The 21,369-nt window shown below is 61.1% G+C and carries 15 protein-coding genes, 1 pseudogene and 2 riboswitches; of the genes and pseudogenes, 8 read left to right on the top strand and 8 right to left on the bottom strand.

Annotated elements, in window-relative coordinates; all coding sequences use genetic code 11:
- Positions 1–154 precede the first annotated feature (154 nt).
- A pseudogene (locus AC57B6_RS12225) lies at positions 155–1,459 on the bottom strand (collagen-like triple helix repeat-containing protein); the annotation flags it as partial.
- A 1,458-nt stretch (positions 1,460–2,917) separates the two neighbouring features.
- On the opposite strand from AC57B6_RS12225, the gene AC57B6_RS12220 reads away from it, so the two are divergent.
- Together AC57B6_RS12220 and dmeF are read left to right on the top strand one after the other, a co-directional pair.
- The gene (locus tag AC57B6_RS12220; RefSeq protein ID WP_046572250.1) at positions 2,918–3,193 is read left to right on the top strand and encodes a metal/formaldehyde-sensitive transcriptional repressor; all 276 of its coding nucleotides are present in this window, start codon (positions 2,918–2,920) and stop codon (positions 3,191–3,193) included.
- Between the two features lie 8 nt (positions 3,194–3,201).
- Entirely contained in the window at positions 3,202–4,497 is a 1,296-nt protein-coding gene (dmeF, locus tag AC57B6_RS12215; RefSeq protein ID WP_496421425.1) for a CDF family Co(II)/Ni(II) efflux transporter DmeF, read from the top strand.
- A 172-nt stretch (positions 4,498–4,669) separates the two neighbouring features.
- Here the strand turns inward: dmeF and AC57B6_RS12210 are convergent, their stop codons facing one another.
- Both AC57B6_RS12210 and AC57B6_RS12205 read right to left on the bottom strand, forming a co-directional pair.
- Positions 4,670–5,140, bottom strand: a complete 471-nt coding sequence (locus AC57B6_RS12210) for a hypothetical protein (RefSeq protein ID WP_183797239.1) — start codon at positions 5,138–5,140, stop codon at positions 4,670–4,672.
- A 375-nt stretch (positions 5,141–5,515) separates the two neighbouring features.
- Positions 5,516–6,271 carry an SDR family oxidoreductase gene (locus AC57B6_RS12205; protein WP_046572248.1) on the bottom strand — a complete coding sequence of 252 codons (756 nt, stop codon included), beginning with the start codon at positions 6,269–6,271 and terminating at the stop codon, positions 5,516–5,518.
- A gap of 302 nt (positions 6,272–6,573) precedes the next feature.
- On the opposite strand from AC57B6_RS12205, the gene AC57B6_RS12200 reads away from it, so the two are divergent.
- Entirely contained in the window at positions 6,574–7,239 is a 666-nt protein-coding gene (locus AC57B6_RS12200) for a TetR/AcrR family transcriptional regulator (RefSeq protein ID WP_496421436.1), read from the top strand.
- A 6-nt stretch (positions 7,240–7,245) separates the two neighbouring features.
- On the opposite strand, the gene AC57B6_RS12195 is transcribed toward AC57B6_RS12200, so the two are convergent.
- The gene (locus AC57B6_RS12195; RefSeq protein WP_106355850.1) at positions 7,246–7,836 is read right to left on the bottom strand and encodes a TMEM165/GDT1 family protein; all 591 of its coding nucleotides are present in this window, start codon (positions 7,834–7,836) and stop codon (positions 7,246–7,248) included.
- Positions 7,837–7,850: 14 nt separating this feature from the next.
- Positions 7,851–8,033, bottom strand: a riboswitch (yybP-ykoY riboswitch).
- Positions 8,034–8,125: 92 nt separating this feature from the next.
- Positions 8,126–8,294, top strand: a riboswitch (yybP-ykoY riboswitch).
- A gap of 8 nt (positions 8,295–8,302) precedes the next feature.
- Between AC57B6_RS12195 and mntP the strand changes: the two genes are divergently transcribed.
- Positions 8,303–8,869, top strand: a complete 567-nt coding sequence (gene mntP / locus AC57B6_RS12190) for a manganese efflux pump MntP (protein WP_496421424.1) — start codon at positions 8,303–8,305, stop codon at positions 8,867–8,869.
- Between the two features lie 235 nt (positions 8,870–9,104).
- Here mntP and ilvD read toward each other — a convergent pair whose 3' ends face one another.
- Positions 9,105–10,967: a dihydroxy-acid dehydratase gene (gene ilvD / locus AC57B6_RS12185; protein ID WP_178370686.1), complete on the bottom strand. Its 1,863-nt coding sequence runs from the start codon at positions 10,965–10,967 to the stop codon at positions 9,105–9,107.
- 403 nt (positions 10,968–11,370) lie between these two features.
- Positions 11,371–12,729 carry a DUF1214 domain-containing protein gene (locus AC57B6_RS12180; RefSeq protein WP_082094564.1) on the bottom strand — a complete coding sequence of 453 codons (1,359 nt, stop codon included), beginning with the start codon at positions 12,727–12,729 and terminating at the stop codon, positions 11,371–11,373.
- Between the two features lie 403 nt (positions 12,730–13,132).
- Here AC57B6_RS12180 and AC57B6_RS12175 point away from each other — a divergent pair, with 403 nt between their 5' ends.
- Positions 13,133–14,590 (top strand): DUF1254 domain-containing protein, encoded by a 1,458-nt coding sequence (locus AC57B6_RS12175; protein WP_235430022.1) that lies wholly within the window; start codon positions 13,133–13,135, stop codon positions 14,588–14,590.
- A gap of 437 nt (positions 14,591–15,027) precedes the next feature.
- Here AC57B6_RS12175 and AC57B6_RS12170 read toward each other — a convergent pair whose 3' ends face one another.
- Entirely contained in the window at positions 15,028–16,593 is a 1,566-nt protein-coding gene (locus tag AC57B6_RS12170) for an MFS transporter (protein WP_496421423.1), read from the bottom strand.
- A 166-nt stretch (positions 16,594–16,759) separates the two neighbouring features.
- On the opposite strand from AC57B6_RS12170, the gene AC57B6_RS12165 reads away from it, so the two are divergent.
- The gene (locus AC57B6_RS12165) at positions 16,760–17,656 is read left to right on the top strand and encodes a LysR family transcriptional regulator (protein ID WP_030099489.1); all 897 of its coding nucleotides are present in this window, start codon (positions 16,760–16,762) and stop codon (positions 17,654–17,656) included.
- A 54-nt stretch (positions 17,657–17,710) separates the two neighbouring features.
- On the opposite strand, the gene AC57B6_RS12160 is transcribed toward AC57B6_RS12165, so the two are convergent.
- A complete protein-coding gene (locus tag AC57B6_RS12160) occupies positions 17,711–19,012 on the bottom strand; it encodes an aspartate aminotransferase family protein (protein WP_496421422.1) in 1,302 nt (433 codons plus the stop codon).
- Between the two features lie 79 nt (positions 19,013–19,091).
- Here AC57B6_RS12160 and AC57B6_RS12155 point away from each other — a divergent pair, with 79 nt between their 5' ends.
- Entirely contained in the window at positions 19,092–19,976 is an 885-nt protein-coding gene (locus AC57B6_RS12155; RefSeq protein WP_496421421.1) for a LysR substrate-binding domain-containing protein, read from the top strand.
- A gap of 87 nt (positions 19,977–20,063) precedes the next feature.
- Positions 20,064–21,263 carry a cache domain-containing protein gene (locus AC57B6_RS12150; RefSeq protein ID WP_496421420.1) on the top strand — a complete coding sequence of 400 codons (1,200 nt, stop codon included), beginning with the start codon at positions 20,064–20,066 and terminating at the stop codon, positions 21,261–21,263.
- Positions 21,264–21,369: the final 106 nt, after the last annotated feature.

Here is a 21,369-nt window from a genome sequence, read left to right as displayed (position 1 = left end):
TCGCCTCATAGCGATATGTGCCGAAGCTGAAACGCGGTCACTTGCTCGGCGTTACTTAAGTTCGATGGCAAGCAAAGTCATGATGGCCCAGTGCCACACGGACCGGCGGACCGGTTGCCCGGTCCGCCGTTTTCCGCAATGCGTGCTTCCTTCGTTACTTCCTTGATGTCAGCCCACCGGGCACGGCGCCGGACGACCCGGACGTTCCTCCGCTGGCGCCCCCAAGCGCGCTCGTCAGGGCGGTGACGAGGCCCGTCACGGGCGCGAGCAGGTTGGTCGTGCCGGCCGCACCTGAACCGCCTGAGGCGTGTAGCGCGCCCGTCGACGATGATGCTACTGACGTCGCTGGTGCTAGCGGGTTGTTGGCGCTGCCTGTTGCACCGTTCAGCGCGACACCTGCCGAGACGGTCAGGCCGGTGAGCGGCGCCAAAGGACTACCGGGTCCTCCGACCACGCTGGTCAATGAAGAGGTCAGCGAAGTCAGCGTGCCGACCAGAGGTGCGAGTGGATTGGTCGAGCCGCCAATACCGCCGAGTCCGCCCGTCAGCGTGCCGGGCAGCGAAGTGAGGATGCTGGTAAGCGGTGCCAGCGGATTGCCGGACGAACCGCCGCCCGGATTGAGGATGCCGGTCAGGCCGCCGAGCGGATTACCGCTGCCCGAGCCGCCTGCGGTCAGCAGGCCGCCGACCGAGGTAACCGTATTGCCCAACTGTGTCACGACGTTGCCCAGGTTCTTGCCGATCGGATTACCCGTGGTGCTGCCGATCTGGCCGCCCGCAGTGTCGAGGCCGTGACCGATGGTCGACAGCAGTCCATTGAGCGGCTTACCCAAACCGGTCGTGTCGCCGACGGTCTGGGTGGTCTGCGCAAGCGTCGCGGTGATTGGCGTGATGGCAGTGCTTAGGGTCTGCGTGAGCTGCTGCACCGGACCATTGGTGAGCGTCGAGCCGAGTTGCGTGCCCAGGCTGCTGACGGCTGTGCCCACGGTGGAGATCGTGCTACCGAGCGGGTTTGTCAGCGGGCTGAGCGGAGCGGTCGGGCCGCTGCCGAGGCTGGTCACGAGTTGTCCGGCGCTATTGACCGCCTGGCCAGCGTCATAGACCAGGTTGCCGCTGCTGGCGAGGGTGGTACCGAGAGGGTCGGTCGAATTCCCTAGCTGGCCGAGACCGTTGAAAGCGCCCGTGCCGAGTGCTGACACTCCGGCGCCGAGATTCGAAACCACACCGCCGAGCGCTGTGGTGGTCGCAGTGTTGCCGCCGGGGATCGGCGTGAGACCGATCTGGCTGCCGATGGCCGAGACAGTCTGGCCGGTCGCGGTGACGACATTGCCGGTGTTCTGCACCACGACGCCGAGTGGGTTGGCGCTCGTGGGCGTAGGTGTCGGTGTCGGTGTCGGCGTTGGCGTTGGCGTTGGCGTTGGCGTTGGCGTTGGCGTTGGCGTTGGCGTTGGCGTTGGCGTCGGCGTTGGCGTCGGCGTCGGAGTAGGCGTCGGTGTCGGCGTTGGCGTCGGGGTAGGCGTCGGCGTCGGTGTCGGCGTCGGCGTCGGTGTCGGCGTCGGCGTCGGCGTCGGCGTCGGCGTCGGCGTTGGCGTTGGCGTTGGCGTTGGCGTTGGCGTCGGCGTTGGCGTTGGCGTTGGCGTTGGCGTCGGCGTTGGCGTTGGCGTCGGTGTTGGCGTCGGTGTTGGCGTCGGTGTTGGCGTCGGAGTAGGCGTCGGCGTCGGCGTCGGCGTCGGTGTAGGCGTCGGCGTCGGTGTAGGCGTCGGTGTAGGCGTCGGCGTCGGTGTAGGCGTCGGTGTAGGCGTCGGAGTAGGCGTCGGCGTCGGTGTAGGCGTCGGTGTAGGCGTCGGCGTCGGTGTAGGCGTCGGCGTCGGCGTAGGTGTCGGTGTCGGTGTCGGTGTCGGTGTCGGTGTAGGCGTCGGTGTAGGCGTCGGCGTAGGCGTGCCGTTACCTGAGCCGGACCCCGATCCGGAACCTGCACCGGACCCCGACCCTCCTCCCGACCCGCCGCCTCCACCTGTGATGGCGCCGCTTCCCGAACCAGTGCCAAGCGTCGGCGACTTCGTGGTCAATGTCGATCCACAACCTTGAAGAACCATCAGTGACGACACGCACATGGCGATCGTCGTCATTTTGAAATTGCGATTCATACTTGCACCCCCCGGTGATTAAAATCCTGGGGTTGTGACTGCAAGGGTCATACCATGTGGGGCGCGCACCGCGTGGTGCATAGGAAAGGCTTGCAAATCAAGGGCGCGCGGGCGATCGATTCCCGCGCGACGCGATCTTGAAATGCCAGTGTGGCGCGGAACACTGTCTGCCGAACCTCGAACGTAACGTAACGCGCGGAGCGGTTTTCACACACATGCGTTTCCACCGCGGCAGTTGTTCTTCATTAACGAACAGTCGTTTAAGAGCCGATTGCGATCGACGGTTGATAATCGAAGACTTTGCCTGACGACGACCGGCCCAGTTCGTTCTAAATTATTCGACGCCTGCGCGCATGCGTCATGCATACGTTCACGCAGCAACAGACAAAGGCAGGTGTCGAACAAACCCGAACGGGTGCGGACATCCGCCGCCGTAGCGCCCAAGCACCCGATACGGTTGCTTTCGGTCTACTTATCGGTTGGAGCATCGTCTGTAGTCTTATCGTCAAGCGGTTGCGGTCGCTTCGTAGCCGCCATTGCCGACAGCCGACGATAAAGCACTCTCACTCTTCTATCCGACACGCGAAATACCAGCATGACAGACGGGCGTACCGTACGGGCGCATGGCCGTCGTCGATGAATCAGACATCGCTTAAGTGTCGGCTGACGGCCTTTACATGAAAAGTCGCATCTGCAGCCGCACTGGATACCCCCTCCCCCTATGGTAGACTTCGTGCAATTACATACCCCCTAGGGGTATCTGGAGAGCGCATGAGTCACACGATTCAGGAAAAACAGAAGCTACTCAATCGGGTCCGCCGCATCAAGGGACAGGTCGAAGCCATCGAGCGGGCGCTCGAGGAAGAGCATGGCTGCTCGGACGTGCTGCAACGGATCACAAGTTGTCGCGGGGCTATGAACGGTCTTCTCGCGGTCGTGCTGGAAGACCACATCAGGAATCACCTCGTCGACGCGGAAAGCGGCGAGGAGGATGGCGCCAGCGCGACGGAACAACTCATCGAAGTCGTTCACAGCTATTTCAAATAGAGTCAGAAATGAGTGATTTCAAACATGCCGCGTTCGGCGCAGGACATGACCACATCTTTCTGGGCGTCGGTCATGAAAAAAACGAGCGCAAAACGTGGGCCGTGATCGCACTGTGCAGCGCGATGATGCTGATTGAAATTGTTGGCGGCAGTATGTTCGGTTCACTGGCGCTCGTGGCCGACGGTCTGCATATGTCGACGCACGCGGGCGCAATGCTCATTGCAGCCCTTGCGTACACCTACGCGCGCAAACACGCCACCGACTCCCGCTTCGTGTTCGGTACGGGCAAGCTTGGCGATCTCGCGGGCTTTACGAGTGCCATCGTGCTCGCGATGATTGCGCTTCTGATTGGCTACGAGGCGGTATCCCGTTTCCTGTCGCCGGTACCCATCCATTTCGGTGAAGCGATTCCCATCGCGGTGGTCGGGCTTCTTGTCAACCTGGCGAGCGCGTGGCTATTGAGCGGCGACGATCACGGCCATGGGCATGGGCATGGGCATGGGCATAGGCATGGGCATGGGCATGGGCATGGGCATGATGACCACGCTCAAGAAGAGGAAGTGCGGAAGATTTTCGCGCCGTCCGGCGTGCTTGCGGTTTCCATCTTCGAAGACGGCGTGCCACCTGTTTTCCGCATTGCGCCCGAGACGGAAGGTTCACGACTGGACGCTTCTACTGTGTCCGTTACGACGATCCGGCCGGATGGGACTCGACAGGTCTTCGCGCTGGCGGATCGTGGCGGCTATCTGGAATCGAAGGAAGAAATTCCTGAGCCGCACGCCTTCAAGGCCGTCGTGCGGATTGCGGACGGCCAGCACGAAGTGGAATTCGAAGAACATGAACACCACGACCACGCGCATGAAACAGCGACCCGTGACCACAACATCAGGTCGGCGTACATCCACGTGATGGCGGATGCGGCGGTTTCCGTGCTGGCGATCATAGGCCTCGTGTTGGCCCGCGCATTTGGCTGGCTCTGGATGGACCCGCTCGCCGGTGTCATCGGCGCGCTGGTGATTGCAAACTGGTCGTACAGCTTGATGCGCGACACGGCTGCGATCCTGCTCGACATGAACTCCGACCGGCGCATGGCGGAAAGCGTACGTCACGCGATCGAGGATCGCGGAGACAAGGTGGTCGACCTGCATGTATGGCGGGTGGGTCCCGGCCATATGAGCGCCGTGGTGTCAGTGGCAACAGGTGAAACCCTGCGAGACTCGCGCTTCTACCATGCGGTGCTGGGGCGCTTCAGGGGACTGTCTCATGTCACCGTTGAGGTGCAGCCATTACAGGCAGACGCCTAATCCCTGGCAGCTAGATCACTGCGCACCGACGCGCACGCCTTCGATGACAAGATAGGCTCCGGGCACGGCGGCAGGCCGGTGAGTGCATCGAGACTGACGAAACTATCTCCGTACACTCATCCTCGAAGGGTCAGGACGTGCCACCCGCCACTCACCGATTTTTTCGATTTATCTAGCTAACCGCGACAACGGCTTGCTCTGCCGCGCCCTCAGCGCTCAACGCCGCGGCATCTTCTGCCGACCCGTTTTCCCCCAATGGTGCATTTTCAGCCGCAAGCGATTCCCCACCTCGCTGCATTACCTCTTCCGCAAGCAGGGTCGCCGCATGACGTGCGGTGATGCGGCTTTGCGGAACGCCCTTTGCATCGAGCGCAATCACCTGGTATAACTCACGGTCGCACTGGAGTTCCTGTTGATACCGCTCCGACGTATCCACCAGCAATTCAAGGAGTGTCTGACGGCGTCGTCTTTCCTCAAGTGTAATGGGAGGATTCCTACATATTGATGACGCAAGTGTGATCAACGTATTCAGTTGATCCAGGTGCCGGTTACATAAATCGAATGCCGACAGCGCAAGCTTTTCGTACTGGAGTGCGTCGACAGGTGGACGTGAAGCGGGTTGTTTTTTAGTGGACTTGCTCATGGCGCGATCTCCCTGTTACTTCTCGGATCGCCCGGCACTCGCTGGAAACGTGGGTGAGCGGGCACGAAGTAGGGTTGACAGACCGGGTCAGAAACATGCCGGCGAGCCTTGCGGCTCCCCTACCAAGGCCCGCCCATTGGAATATAGACGTGCAGAGGTAGACGCACGCCCCGCCTGAGCGGGTGTGCGGTTTCTGACTACAGGCTGTCAAACCTGATCGCCGGGTGTATCCCGACGACTTGGTAATTATAAGTCACACCAAGTGGATTGCCTTCAACCTTGCAAGCCAAATGTTTGATTTGGCCTAAAGGATAAGGAGCAGTAAGAAGCGAAACCGCAGTCACGCCCCGTCCCCCCTATCCGGCAAGCAGCCCTTCACCCACCGAACACTTCCACCAGCTGCGCATTCAGGCCATTCACGAATGCATGTTCGCCGGGCCCCGGATTCCCACGGAACTGCTTCGCACCTTCAACCAGAACCTCATCCACATCCGTTCCGAGCACAGCGATCGTTTCGTCGATGAAGGGTTCGAGCGGCATCGCCTGTTCGGCTTCGCGGCTGTTCATCAGGTCTGTGCGCACCCATGGCGGGGCGATTTCAAGCACCTTAACTTTCGTATTCCTCAGCATGAAGCGTTGCGAAAGAATGTACGAATGCAGTGCCGCCTTGGTCGACGAATACACTGCAGTCATCGCCAGCGGCACGAATGCCAGAACCGAACTGGTATAGGCAACGACAGCATCGTTTCTGGTCTTCAGATGGTCGATCAGCGCCGACGTCATGCGGATCGGTCCCATGAGGTTCGTCGTGATGGTGGACACCAGCAACGCGTCGTCGATGTGACCGGCCGCCTGGTCCGGCAGCATGATCCCGGCGTTGTTGATCAGCACGTTGAGGTCGGGATAGTCCGCGATCAGTTGCGCCGCTACCTTCTCGATGCTGGCCGGGTCGGTAATGTCGAGTTCGATTGCCGCCATGCCGGGATTCGCCGCCACCACCTCGTCGAGATGGCCGCGCCGCCGACCGCTGATGATGACCTTGTTGCCGCGCTTATGAAGCGCCTCGGCCAATCCGCGGCCAATGCCCGAACCGCCGCCCGTGATGAAGATCGTATTTCCAGTGAGTTTCATGATCGTTTCCTGTGATGTTGCATTCGCAGTTGAAGTTGATGTCGCGGCAGGTAAGGCTGATGCGTTCAGGCAAGGAACCGTTCGCCAAACATCGGCAGGTCGCTCGCGGATCCGGCCTGGGTCGCTTCCCTTGCACCTCACCGGCCTGGACGTTCCGGCAAAGAAGGCTATACTTAAGACAATGGTGAATGACATTGTCATTGCGATGGATTGTGGTCGTCCGCTTCGGCGATGTCAATGGTGATCGACATTGTATTTTTCGATGGATGCGATTAGGCCGAGGTCGGCCGAAGGGAGTGAGAGTGGGTGTTTCCAGACAACAGGCGGCTGAAAACCGGCACGCGATCGTGGCCGCCGCCGAGAAGCTGTTTCGTGAGCGCGGCGTCGATGCGGTCGGGCTCGCCGAGTTGATGAAGGCGGCGGGCTTCACGCAGGGCGGTTTCTACAACCACTTCAAATCAAAAGACGCCCTGGTCGCCGCCGTGATGGAAAAGGCGATTGAGGAAGGGGAAGAGGCTTTTGCCGCCCAGTTTGCAAGCTCCAGATCGGCTGACGCCGACCCGGTAAAGCAAAACATCGAGTGGTATTTGTCCCCCGAGCATCGCGAAAATATCGAAGCCGGGTGCCCGTTATCGGGTTTTGTAGGCGACGCCCGCCGGTTCGGCGACGGAGCACGCGGCTCTTACGCGCAAGGGCTCGCGACGAACCTCGAACTGTTCGCCAAGGTCATCGAAGAGAGAGAGGGCGTGAGCGAAGGCAGTCGCAGAAGGGCAATCGCTGTGTTCAGCCAGATGGTCGGTACGCTGTTGCTTTCGCGTGCTGTCGCGGACACTGACCCGGCACTCGCGGATGAGATTCTCGACGAGGGACGTCAGCACCTGCTTGCCACGCTGGACACGCAACCCGGCACTCAAGCGCAGTCGCAATCGCACGGACGCTCGCGCCGATCGAAGCCGGGTCGCACGTAAGGCGAATCAGAACAGCGGATGTGCCGTCGGATAGAGCGCCGTTCGCAAAGCAAGCCCACCGAGCACGACAAAGATAATGGCGGCAAGAATGTGAACGGCCTTCGTCGGCAAGCGGTCGGCGAACTTGTGTCCGAGATAGATGACCGGCACATTCGCCAGCATCATGCCCAACGTCGTCCCCGCGACAACCCCGAAGAACTCGTGAAAGCGCGCAGCGAGCGCGATGGTCACGATTTGAGTCTTGTCGCCCATTTCGGCAAGAAAGAATGTCACGGCCGTTGTGCCGAAGACGCCCATCGAATTCTTCGTCAATACCGCGTCGGCGTCGTCCAGCTTGTCCGGAACGAGAATCCACACCGCCATGACAGCGAACGACGCGACCACCGCCCAGTTCAGAACCCCCGGACTGAGAACGCTCGCGAGCCATGCCCCGAGCGCGCCCGATGCCGCATGGTTGATGAGCGTTGCAGCAAGTACACCGAGGACGATGGGGATCGGCTTGCGATAGCGCGCAGCCAGTACCAAGGACAGCAGTTGAGTCTTGTCGCCGATTTCAGCGAGACCGACCACACTGGTCGAGACGAGGAAGGATTGCATGGGGTTGTTGTACCCGGGCCGCGCTGAAAGCACGCGATGACGCGCATTCCGGCGACCCGGTTAGGTCGGAATGCGTGTCATCGGTCTTGCCAGGCATTTAGCTGCGCACGCCATAGCGGGTCTTGCGACTCGCCAAGTATGTTGACATGCGCCCTCGAACATCGCGTTCGAGGCGGCTACTCCCCAATGAGCAGGCGCGATTCTATCGTGCCGTGTAGTACATGAGCAAGTCGCCATGCCGAAAAGCTTGCGGCGATTATTACTAAAGCCTTTCTGTCGTGATATGCTCGCCTCTGTCTTTGGGGAGTAGCCGGCTTCTACCCAGAAGCGCCTGCGTCAACATTCTCGGTCGCACAGACCGTGGTGCAGGTAGCCATTTGGTTGGCAAGACCATCGACACACCACGCGACCGGTCGGGCGCGGCGGTGTGTCGCGGTTTTCCGCCCGACCTTGAGCTTCTCCTTCCATGAATCCTGTCGCAACGTTGTTCCTCGCTTTCGCCATGTCTACCGACGCCTTTGCAGCCGCAATCGGCAAAGGCGCCACGCTCAATCGTCCACACTGGCGCGAAGCGCTGAGGACGGGACTTATCTTCGGCGTCATCGAGGCGCTAACCCCGTTGGTCGGATGGTTTCTGGGCAAAGCAGCCGCTCAGTATGTTTCCGCGTGGGATCACTGGATCGCGTTTACGCTGCTGTTCGTGCTCGGCGCGCGCATGATCATGAACGGCTTTGCCGCTCAAGACATCGAGAAGAAACCAGTGGCCCATTCGTTCTGGCTGCTGGCATTGACGGGCTTCGCCACCAGCATCGATGCGATGGCGGTCGGCGCGGGCCTCGCCTTTGTCGACGTCAACATTTATTCGACAGCCGCCGCGATCGGCCTCGCCACCATGGCAATGGTCACGATCGGCGTCATGCTCGGCCGTGTCATTGGCCAAGTCGCGGGCAGGCGCGCGGAGATGGCAGGCGGTGTCGTGCTGATCGGAATCGGCAGCATCATACTGGCCGAACATCTGAAGCTCTTCGCCTGAGCGTCGATCGAGCATCATCCGCCGGCGGCTAGCCTGCGGCCTTGATTGTTCGCAGGAAGCCGCGCAGTCGGTTCGCAAAGGGATCCCGTGCGCCCGCAAGAAACATCGACGGTTGTGCGATGCGCGCGCCGGCAAACGCACCGCCCCCAATCCGTCAACGACACGAGGACATAGAACGGCCCTGACGCCTCGCGGCGGCAGGGCCGTTTCACTTCACTTGCGTCTCACTTGCCCTTTACTTGCGCTTGAGTTGCGAGATGTCCCGCACCGCGCCACGGTCAGCCGAGGTCGCCAGCGCGGCATACGCCTGCAACGCTTGCGACACCACGCGCTCACGATTCGCCGGCAGCCATGCCTTGTCGCCGCGTGCCTCCATGGCTTCGCGACGGCGCGCCAGTTCCGCGTCCGATACCACCAGGTGCATCTTGCGGTTCGGAATGTCGATCTCGATCACATCGCCCTCCTCCACCAGACCGATCGTGCCGCCTTCGGCTGCTTCCGGCGACGCATGCCCGATCACGAGCCCGGACGAACCACCTGAGAAACGGCCATCGGTAAACAACGCGCAGGTCTTGCCCAGGCCCTTGGATTTCAGATACGACGTGGGGTACAGCATTTCCTGCATGCCGGGGCCGCCCTTGGGGCCTTCGTAACGGATCACGACCACGTCGCCCGCCACGACCTTGTCGCCCAGAATGGCTTCGACGGCGTCGTCCTGGCTTTCGAAAACGCGCGCGCGCCCGGAGAAAACCCATTGCGATTCGTCGACACCCGCGGTCTTGACGATACAGCCCTTCTCCGCGAGATTGCCGTACAGCACGGCGAGGCCGCCGTCCTTCGAGTACGCGTTTTCCTTGCTGCGGATACAGCCCGTCTTGCGGTCAGTATCGAGCGATGCAAACGTGGCTTCCTGGCTGAACGCGACCGTGGTCGGAATTCCGCCCGGGGCCGCGCGGAACAGTTTCTGCGCGGCTTCACCCGCGCCGCCGGCGATGTCCCATTTGGCGATCGCGTCGCCCAGCGTGCCGCTATGCACGTTGCTGCACGAGAGGTCGAGCAGATTCGCGCGCGCCAGTTCGCCAAGAATGCCGGGGATGCCGCCCGCACGATGCACGTCTTCGATATGGTACTTGTCGGTGGCAGGCGCCACTTTGCACAGGCACGGTACTTTGCGCGAGATGCGATCGATGTCGGACATCGTGAAATCGACACCGCCTTCCTGCGCGGCTGCCAGCAGGTGCAACACCGTGTTGGTCGAACCGCCCATGGCCACGTCGAGCGCCATGGCGTTCTCGAATGCCTGTTTGTTGGCGATGCTGCGCGGCAGGACCGACGTGTCTTCTTCCTGATAGTAGCGGCGGCACAGATCCACGACCAGACGGCCCGCCTGTTCGAACAGGCTCTTGCGGTAGGCGTGCGTGGCGACGATCGTGCCGTTGCCGGGCAGCGCGAGGCCGATTGCCTCGGTCAGGCAGTTCATCGAGTTCGCCGTGAACATGCCCGAGCAGGAGCCGCACGTCGGGCAGGCGTTGCGCTCGATTTCCGCCACTTCCGCGTCGCTGACCCTGGAGTCACCTGCCTTGATCATCGCGTCGATCAGGTCGATCTTGGCGATCACCTGGCCATCGGTCGGCGACTTGACCTTGCCCGCTTCCATCGGACCGCCGGAAACAAAAACGACCGGGATGTTCAGGCGCATCGCGGCCATCAGCATGCCGGGGGTGATCTTGTCGCAGTTGGAGATGCAGACCATGGCGTCGGCGCAGTGCGCGTTGACCATGTATTCCACCGAGTCGGCGATCAGTTCGCGCGAGGGCAGCGAATACAGCATGCCGCCGTGACCCATGGCGATGCCGTCGTCCACCGCGATGGTGTTGAACTCTTTCGCCACGCCGCCGGCCGCTTCGATTTCGCTCGCCACCAGCGCGCCCAGGTCGCGCAGATGCACATGGCCCGGCACGAACTGCGTGAACGAGTTCACCACCGCAATAATGGGTTTGCCGAAGTCACCGTCCTTCATGCCAGTGGCGCGCCACAAGGCACGGGCGCCGGCCATATTGCGGCCATGGGTCGAGGTTCGTGAACGATAGTCAGGCATCTGTATCCTCAGATATGGGGGGTCGTCAAAATTAGAATTGTGCCCAGCCCGGCCAACGCACCGTCGAAGACGGCGACGGCATGCCGATAGCCCGCAAGCGGTGGCTCGCGATAGCGCGCACGGTGGGAGCTGGGGATAGACGAATAGTGCGAGAAGGCCGGTAAGACGTCCAATATATTTTTGCGGCGCAATTAGGTCGCAAAAGATATTAGTCGACGATCAGCCAAACAGGAAGAGAGCCGGGGACACCGGCTGTGAGACCAGAACTACTGCGATTGGAGCCGAAGCGGCCGGCACACACGGGCCTTACGGGAACCAGGACGCGTTGAACAGTAGCCAGCTCAGTCTGCCCGAAGCAAGCCCGGACAGACTGAACCTTCGATGCCGCTATCTTCGATAACGGTTAATTCACGGCCTTGATCGGCGCCGGGAACCAGTTACCCTGCTGAACCTCGTCCTTCGGAACATAAGTACGGAAGTTCAGCGAGAAGCCCTTGCCTTCCGGCGTAGGCAACCAGTTGCTTTGAGGCGCGTTTTTCGGCTTTACCGGTGCAAGCCAGATGCTCGTGCTGCCATCGGCATTCGCCTTTAGATGGGACACGTTGTTCAGGTTGTAACGATGCAACGCGTTAGGCACAACGCGGTAGTCCGGCACGCTGTACAACGTCACCGACCAGAAGCCCTTGACATGACTGTCCGGCTTTTCACCCTTCGGGAAGCGGATCTCGTAGGTCTTGCTGCCATCAAGCGGTTGCTTGTCGCTGTCGCTCAGCCCCACAAAATAGATGGCCTCGCTGATCACGTTGGCCCACAGACCACCGTAGTTGACGATATCGCGCGCCACATAGTCATTGCCGAAGTTGCCGGCCACATAAGTCACCGACCAGCCGTCCTTCTGCGTGCCGAAACCCTTGGCATTCGCGAGGAAAGCAGGAATTGCCTTGGCCTTCACGACGTCGTTGACGCGCTTGCGGGCAGCGTCGCTGCTCTTCGCGTACCTGGCGACATTGAGTGCCGCCGCCTGATATTCGGCCGCCTTCGGCATGACATCCGGATAGGTGGCCAGCGCTTCGCTCACGTGGTCGAAGATCTCGCCGCCAATGGGCGCGGCCGGCGTGAAGGAAGGCACCGGAAAGGGCGGATCGATCTGGGTATCGGGCGACGCGTCGACAGTGAAGCGATGCTGCAAGTTCACGGCAACCTTCGGTGAGCCTTTGAGCTCGACACGCGCCAGCAATTTCGCTTTGGCCGACGGCAATTCGATCTTGACCGCGTCGTCCGGCACCGGCGGATTGGTGCCCTTGATCACCAGGGCAAATTTGCCATACGGGTGATCCGGATAGGTGCGCTCATTGATGTTGGTAATGACCTCGCCCCAGCCGTCGAGCAGCTGGGCCGTGTAGTAGCGCCCCGTCACTTTCGGAACGTTCAGGATAACTGCGTGATCCTTGTCAGCTGCAAGCCAGGCTTCCAGATAGGCCACGTCGAGGTTCGGATTCACGAACTGCGCAGAGCCCAGCGGGTTGTACTTGATCTTGTTGTAGCCGACCTTCTCGACATTGATGTCGTAGTTTTCCTGTTGCAGCACCAGATAGCGCCCATACAGGTAATGCCAGGACGAAACGATCTGCTCGTCGGAAGGAACGGTCGCGGTCGCACTCGCGTTAGTTGACGGATTTGTACCGGACGAGCTGCAGGCGCTAAGGCCTAATCCGATTAAACCCGCCGCGATCCAGGGAAAAGTCCACTTCGGCGCTTTCATGGTGTTCATCATTTAATTAGCCCTGTCTGAATGGGTGCGGCAAAGCTTACATGGAACCTGCAAATGTTGATAGAGTGTCAGCGCAGCTAAGGCGGATATCCTGGAAATTACATGCAACTCGGATATTTGACAAATAACAAAGACTGGTCATCTTTTTGTCAACCAGCCGTGCGCAATAGCTTCCGGCAAGCTGCAGGCTTTTTCTGGTTTGAATAATTCATTGACTTGTGATAAGCGGGCTGGGCACTGGCATTCGCGATTTTAATCGATCGCTATTGCTTCGCCTGTTGCGAATTTGCTCACTTCAATAAGTACGTTGCCACAAAGTAAGTTGCCACAAGCATTTCCCAATGCTCTGCTGGCGTATTCAGGCATAACCCATCATTCTTGACGAGGAGTAGGCGTGAATCTCAAGCACGTTATTCTGGGTGTCGCGGTCTCAACCACGTTCATCATGGCAGCGCAGGCTCAGCCGGCCGTGCCGGCGCAATCCGCATCGGAAATCATGGGCACGCCACCGGGCACGGTGATGACAAAAGAGTACGTCGCCACAGTGGGACGCTTCGCCTATCTGTGGGGCTGGACGCTGGTGAACAACTACAACCGCTCGCTGGCTGTCAAGAACTTGCCGGAACCAGGCCGGATTGGCGGCGTGATTCCCGGTTCGCCGCATAACCAGGTTTCCATGCTGACCGACTATATCGACTCGGCCGAAAACTTCGTGACGTGTCCCAACCAGGACACGGTGTACGGCGCGGGTTTCATGGAGCTTGATAAAACGCCCGTCGTCATTCAGGTGCCGAATTTCGGCAAGCGTTTTTACACCTATCAGCTTTCGGACGCACGCACGGATTCATTCGGTCAAATTGGCACGCAATACGGCACCAAACCCGGATTGCATCTTCTGGTGGGCCCGGACTGGAAAGGCAAGGTTCCGGCTGGAATTGTAGCGGTACACCGCTCGCCGACTAACCTGGTCGCCATATTCCCGCGCATTTTCCAGGACGATACGCCAGAGGACAAGGTCGCAATTCAGCCTTTACTCAGCCAGGTCATGGTTTATCCGCTGAGCGAATTTACGGGGAAGATGAAAACCAAAGACTGGAAGGCGACCCCGTCTTTCCCGCCCCCCGCTACAGACGGGAAAGGAGAAGTTAAATGGGTTATACCGGAGAAGTACTTCGACGAACTCCCGCTGGTCATGAAAATGGTGCCTCCGCTGCCCGGTGAGGAAGCCATCTATCGCACGATTGAGTCCGTCCTGGATGCCGCGGCCAAAGACCCGAAGATCAAGGCCACATTGACGGAAACCGCGGTAGCCGCCGAGGCCGATCTGATCAGCCCGCTGTTCGAATTCCGGAACAATGGCCGGCCGGTGGGAAATGGCTGGACGTCTCCGCCCAACGGCGCGCGCTGGGGTACCGACTACCTGTCCCGCACCGCAACGGCGAAGTCGAATATGTACGACAACGCGCCGCAAGAAACCCGTTATATCTATACCGACTTCGACTCGACGGGCCAACGCCTCGACGGCACGAATCGGTACACGGTGACCTTCGCGAAAGGGCAAACGCCACCGGTCAACGGCTTCTGGTCATTGACGGTCTACAACAAGGAACACCTTTTTGAAGCGAACAAGCTGAACCGCTTCTCGCTCGGCACCAAGAGCAAATCACTCAAGTACAACGCGGACGGTTCACTCACGCTGTATTTCCAGAGCGACTCGCCGGGTGAGGACAAGGAATCGAACTGGGTTCCCGCGCCCAAGGACGTGTTCTCGCTGTACATTCGCGCCTACTGGCCGAAGGCTGCAATAACAGACGGATCGTGGACGCCGCCGCCCGTGGTACGCGCAAACTGAAGTCCGATTCGCGAGGCGCGCAAGCGCCCGCCGAGCGCTTGCGCGGCCACACGCGGTCTATGTGGTTTTTTCGCGACTCCCGCTCGGCGCAATCACGACCACAGGCCTGTCCAGCAAGGCGCTCTAAAGCTTCATACAAAATACCCGATTTGCAGTTGCAGCGCGCTTCGATAGCATCAGGAAACACGTCAGCGTTCCCCAACGTTCGGCGTGTGTGTTTGTTGGCCGCAGCGTCGTCTGCGGCTTTTTTTATGCCGCGTTCTCTTTGCTGGAGTACGGGCATCGACCGGTTCGCTGCTCAGACAGCTACTCTCGCCCCTTTCGCGTCACCTGAGCGACTATGAAGTTCGCCTCCGAATGAAGTGAACGAAGTGTCGGCATACTTCACACTCAGGCCGGCCATGCCAATTGAATAAATAAACGACACGTCAAGCAGATTACCGATCACTCGCCATCACGCGTGCATGGCGCTCACGATCCGTTGATGAATCGTCGTCGGTGCGAGTCCGGCCAAGAATCACGAACACCGCAATCGCGCACAGCAGCGTAACGACAGTCAGCCCCGCGAGCAAAAGGCCGAACGCATCGATGTAGATGTGCTGCAATGCCGCCCGGCCGACATGCGGAAGAAGCGCCGATGCGCGCGCGAGATCGCCCGCTGCGAGACGCGCCGCCGCTTCGGACACGTCGGCGGATCGAGTATCGGGTCTCACGATCGACTGCACGCGAGCCTGCGTGAGCGCTGCCAGAATCGCGCTGACCGTTGCGAGTGCAATGCACTCTCCTGCCACACGCGTGGTACTGAAAATTCCCGTCGCCATGCCGGCGCGCTCCTTCGGCACGACGCTCACCGACAAGCCGTCCATCAATCCCCACGGCATTCCCGCACCGACACCGATTGTGAGCAAGGGCGCGATCGCTGCATGGCTCGCACCGTCGCGCAACACCGTGGTCAGCCAGTACAGGCCGGCCGCGGCGATCAACAAGCCGATGCCCGAGATGACGCCGGCCGACGTCCAGCGCGTCAGCGTTGCGGCACCGAGCGGCACGACCAGCATCGGGGCCGACAGCGCGAGCATCAGCCAGCCGGCCTCGATTTCGCTGTAACCGTCGGCACCGACAAAACGCAGCGGCAGCACGACGAGCAGCACGATGTAGCAGTAGCAGGTCGCGATCGGCAGCACCTGCACGCCGACAAAACGCGGATAGCGGAACAACGACAGATCAAGCATGGGCCGCGCGACGTGCGTTTCGATGACCCAGAACGCGGTGCCCAGCAATGCCGCGCCGATCAGAAATGCGACGACCAGCGGGTTCGACCAGCCGCTCTCCGAGGACTGAATCACGCCGAACGTGAAGCACGACAACGCCCCGGTGAACGTAGTGATTCCCGCCCAGTCGATACGCCGCGCATCCGGGTCGCGCGATTCGCGCATCTGCGGCACGCCGAACAGCAGCGAGAGGACGCCCACCACAGCACCCGTCGCGAAGATCGCTCGCCAACCGAAGCGCTCGATCATGAAACCCGCCAGCACGGGCCCGAATGCCAGCCCAAGCCCGAAGGTCGTGCCGAGCAGACTGAACGCGCGGGTGCGCGCGCGGCCGTCGAACTCCTGGGCAAGAGCCGCGGTGCCGCCCGCCAGCGCGGCCGCGGCGGCAACACCCTGCACCGCGCGCAGCAGATCGACGGCCAGGATCGACGGCGCAAAGCCGAGCAGCAGCGAGACCAGCGCGAATCCGCTGACACCGATCGCAAACAGGCGCTTGCGTCCAAACCGGTCCGCGAGTGCGCCCGCCGCCATCAACAGGCTGCCAAAGCTCAGCATGAACGCGTTCGTGATCCAGTTCATCTCGACCGGGCCGCCCGCGAGCTCCCGGCCAATCGCGGGCGTTGCCAGCGCACCCGCCGAAAAACTGAGCGGCAGCGCGAGCGCTGCGAGACAAACGGCCGTCAGAATGGCGACTGGCCGTTCCAGTGAAACGGACGAAAAAGTGTTGCTCATCGACGCTCCCCAAAGGAAGCCGGTCCGCGCGACGCCATCGGCGCAAGCATTCCCGGCAGAGCGATCAACGATAATTCGGATTCAATCAAACAAAAACACCGTGGAATTCCGGTGATAAAGGAGTTAAATTCCTTAATTCAATCGGCTTTACGGATGTCAGAGCGGGATGGACAACCTCAACGGAATCGTCGCGTTTGTGCGCACGGCAGAGGCGCTTAGCTTCGTCGCCGCCGGGCACAAGCTCGGCATCTCGGCGTCGGCGGTCGGCAAGGCGATTGCAAAGCTGGAACACTCGCTCGGCGTGCGGCTCTTCCACCGCACCACACGCAAGGTCACGCTCACCGACGAAGGCCGTCATTTCTACGATCGCTGTCACCGGATACTGGAAGATCTGCGCGATGCCGAGGCCATGCTGTCGGAGGCCGCGCAAACACCACGCGGCAAGCTGCGTGTCAGCCTGCCCGCGATCGGCTATCGATTCCTGTTGCCGGTGCTGCCGGAATTCACGCGTCGCTATCCCGACGTCGAGCTCGATCTGGATTTCAACGACCGGCTCGTGGACGTCGTCGAAGGCGGCTTCGACGCCGTCATCCGCAGCGGCACGCTGAGCGATTCGAGTTTGATGTCGCGCCGTCTCGGCGCATTCTGCTTCATGCTGTGCGCGTCGCCGGGCTATCTCGCGCAGGCGGGTGTGCCGGCCACGCTGCGCGACCTGGAAGCGCACGCCTGCGTGCGTTACCGGTTTCCCACAACCGGCAAGCTGCAGCCGTGGGAATTGCTGGCGGACGGAAGTGAGCCTGCGAATCTGCGCACGGCGCTGACCTGCAACAACATGGAAGCGTTACGCGAGACGGTTATCGCGGGATTTGGCATTGGCTACATGCCGGACTTCCTGGTTCGCGATGCAATTGCGGCGGGCATGCTGACGACGGTGCTCGGCGCGCATCCGATCGCCCCAGGACAGTTCTCGATCCTTTGGCCGTCGAGCCGGCAGTTGTCGTCGAAACTCAGAGTGTTCGTCGATTTTATGTGCGCGAAACTGTTCAAGGTTTCAGACGGCTGACCCATCGGCGTGAATGTCCGGCCGCTCGCCGCTCATCGACAAATAGCGGGGCGGTTATAGCGAACGCTCAATCGCCTGCCCTAGTAGCTCCAGCCCCAGGTCGATCTCTTCCTCGCGGACAGTCAACGGCGGGGCGATGCGAAACACGCCGCCCATGCCGGGCAACTGCACGATGTTCATGCTGAGCCCCAGGTTCATGCACTCGCGGGTGATCTTCGCGCCAAGCCCGTCCGCCGGCTCCTTCGTGCGGCGGTCCTTGACGATCTCCAGACCGAGCAGCAACCCGCGCCCGCGAATGTCGCCGACACACTCGAAGCGCTCCATCAAATCCAGCAAGCCACGCTTGAGCCGCTCGCCCATCAGGTTGGCACGCGCAACGAGTCCCTCCCGCTCGACCACATCCAGCACCCGCAGACCGACAGCGGCAGGCAGCGGATCGGACACATGGGTCGTATAGAACAGGTAACCCAATTCATGGGCCCGCTCTTCGATCTGCGCGGAGGTCACGACCGCCGCGAGCGGCAGACCGGCGCCCAGCGTTTTCGACAGCGTAAGAATGTCGGGCGTGACGCCGTCGCGCTGGCAGGCGAACATGGTGCCCGTGCGGCCCACGCCGGTTTGCGCTTCATCGAGAATCAGCAGCATGCCGCGCTCCTCGCATTTACGCTTGAGCGCGGCCATATAGCCCGGCGGCAGTTCGATGATGCCGCCGGAACTGAGGATTGGCTCCGCAATGAACGCGGCGAGATTGCCGCTGGACTGACGATCGATCAGATCGAACGCATAGTCCAGTTCTGCCAGGTAATCGTATTCGCCGTTGCGCTCGAAGCGCGGACGGTACAGGAACGGCGCCGGAATCGCGAAGGAGCCGACGGCTGCCGGACCGACGCCCTTGCGGCCGGCGCTGTAGGTCGCGGATGCCGCGTTCCCCGTCATACCGTGCCACGACTGCGCAAAGCCGACGATTTCATATTTGCCGGTGACCAGTTTCGCCATGCGAATAGCGGCCTCATTCGACTCCGCGCCGGTGCTGAGCAACAGCGCCCGGTCGAGTCCTTCAGGCGTGATGTCGGCCAGCCGGGTTGCCAGATCGACCACCGGTCGCGAAAGCATGCCACTGAAGAGATGGTCGAGCTTGCCGGCGTATTCGTTGATCACCGACACGATCTCCGGATGGCTGTGCCCAAGCACCGCGCTCATCTGCCCGGAGGTGAAATCAAGAATCGCGCGGCCGTCGGCGTCATACACGAAGCTGCCCTGGGCCCGCTCGATGATCATCGGCTCGAAGGCGCCGCCGTAGCGGATGAGGTGCTGCCTGGCGTTGCGCCAGAAAACTGCGTCGTTGTTCCCGGACACGTTGCTTCTCCCCTGGTGGGTGGCTGGAATAACTTGCAGTCTAGAGGGCACTCTGCTTTCATAGAATCGAATACTTCTTATGGAAGCTAGAAGCGAGCCTAATATCTTGAGCCTTTCACTCGAAATCGACTTACTGCGTTCGTTTATCGTCATAGCCGAAGTCCGGGCGCTGAGTCGCGCGGCTAACCGGATTGGCCGGACCCAGTCCGCACTGAGTCAGCAGATGAAGCGCCTCGAAGAAATCGTCGACCAGCCGCTATTCCAGCGCACAGGTCGTGGGGTAGTGCTGACGAATCCCGGCGAACGGCTGTTGACCCACGCCCAACGGATTCTGCGCGTGCACGACGAAGCGATGGCCGATCTGTCCGGCAAAGGCTTGTCGGGAACGATCCGTTTCGGCTGTCCGGAAGACTATGCGGCCGTTTTTCTGCCGCATTTGCTGCGTCAGTTCTCAAGCCAGCATCCGCATGCGCTGGTGGAGGTCATGTGCGCCCCTACCCCGCGACTGCTCGAACAACTGGAGATGCATGCGCTGGACCTTGCCATGATCTCGTTGCCGGAAGACGCGCCGAATGCCGATATCATTCGCCGCGAGCCGCTGGTCTGGGTAGGCTATCCGGGACTGGACTCCGCCCATTTCGATCCATTGCCACTGGCGCTTTCCGATCCGGACACGCTCGACCACGTGGCGGCCTGCGATGCGCTGCAACGCGCAGGCAGGGCCTATCGCATCGCCTATGCGAGCAGCAGTCTTGCCGGGCTCACGGCGCTGGTCCGCTCGGGGCAGGCCTTTGCCGTCATCACGCAGACTGCGGTCGCTCCGGATCTCACGATACTCAATGGTGATCCCACGCTGCCGTCGTTGCCCGCGGTGGGCATTACCCTGAAGTTCGAGCGGGAGCGTCCTTCACATCTGACCACGGCATTTGCGGAGCACATCAGCCTGACGCTGCCGTTGCTGTGATTGAACGGCGTGGTTTTTCTTCGCATGCCGATGCGATCGGGTCGACGATGAAGCGCCCCGTGGCGCCTCCCTCCCGGCGATGCACGTATGCGGTGCGTCGCCCGCCATCACCGATTGTGTCCGCACCATGACACGCATCGCCAAACGTTTGCGGAGTGCATGTCCACGGCCGTAACGCCCGTGGAACCTACCCGGCCCGATGCTTGCTTTTATGTAGGCACAACAATCTTCAGCCACGGGGGCCATGCCATGTCGAATCCGCTCGAAATCGTCGAACTGACGCATCACGTCAGGAAAATCGCGACGGGAAAAATCTCCGATATCAACGACATCAATCGCGAGACCACCTTTCTCGCCCTCAACGCCTTGATCGAAGCAGCGCGCGCCGGCAATGCGGGCCGCGGCTTCGCGGTCGTGGCGAATCAGGTCAAGCATGTGTCGGCGCGAATCGGCGAAATCACCACGGTGCTCAATCGCGAACTCGCCGGCTCGCTGACCAGGCTGACCGATCTCGGCGACAGCATGATCGAACGGCTACGTTCGCACGAAGGTCAGCGTTGCGCCGACCTCGCGCTGAATATGATCGACGTGATCGACCGCAATCTGTACGAGCGCTCATGCGACGTGCGCTGGTGGGCCACCGATTCCGCGGTGGTCGATTGCCTCGCCAATACGAGTGCCGACACGCGGGCGTACGCATCGCGCCGTTTGTCAGTGATTCTCGACAGTTATACCGTGTACCGTGATCTATGGATCATCGACGCGGCAGGCAACGTCGTCGCGAATGGACGGCCGGATACGTACGCGGTGCACGGCCGCAACGTGGCTGAAGCCGGCTGGTTCCGCGACGCAATGAAAACGCCTTCGGGCGCGGACTTTGTTGCGGGCGATATCGAAGAACTGGCGCTTCTGAAGCACGCACACGTCGCGACGTACGCGACGGCAATCCGCGAAAACGGTGCAGTCGATGGCACGCCGCTCGGTGCGCTGGTGATCTTTTTCGATTGGGCGCCTCAGGCGTCGGCCGTCGTCAAAGGCGTGCGGCTCACGGATGAGGAATGGCGGCGCACGCGCTGCATGATCGTCAACGCACAGCATCGCGTGATCGCAAGTTCGGACGACAAGGGCGTGCTCGACGAACAGTTCCGTCTGAATACCGGCGGCCGTGCCGCAGGCTTTTATCAGCTCACCGATGGGCGTACCGTATCGTTCGCCGCCACACCAGGCTACGAGAGCTACCGTGGCCTGGGATGGTATGGCGTGATCGTGCAGTCGCCGACGGCTTGAGCCGTTGTCACGCACGCACAACCGATGAACTGCCATGGGCATCGTCTCGACAATCAGCGCGGGTAGCTGATCGGTGTACCGCCACACGGGTGCGGGACGATGCCCA

Source organism: Paraburkholderia sp. BGA-UO-ETr-F12 (assembly GCF_059567945.1).
Note: the sequence above shows the minus strand (reverse complement) of the source record. Positions and strands in the feature narration are given on the sequence as shown.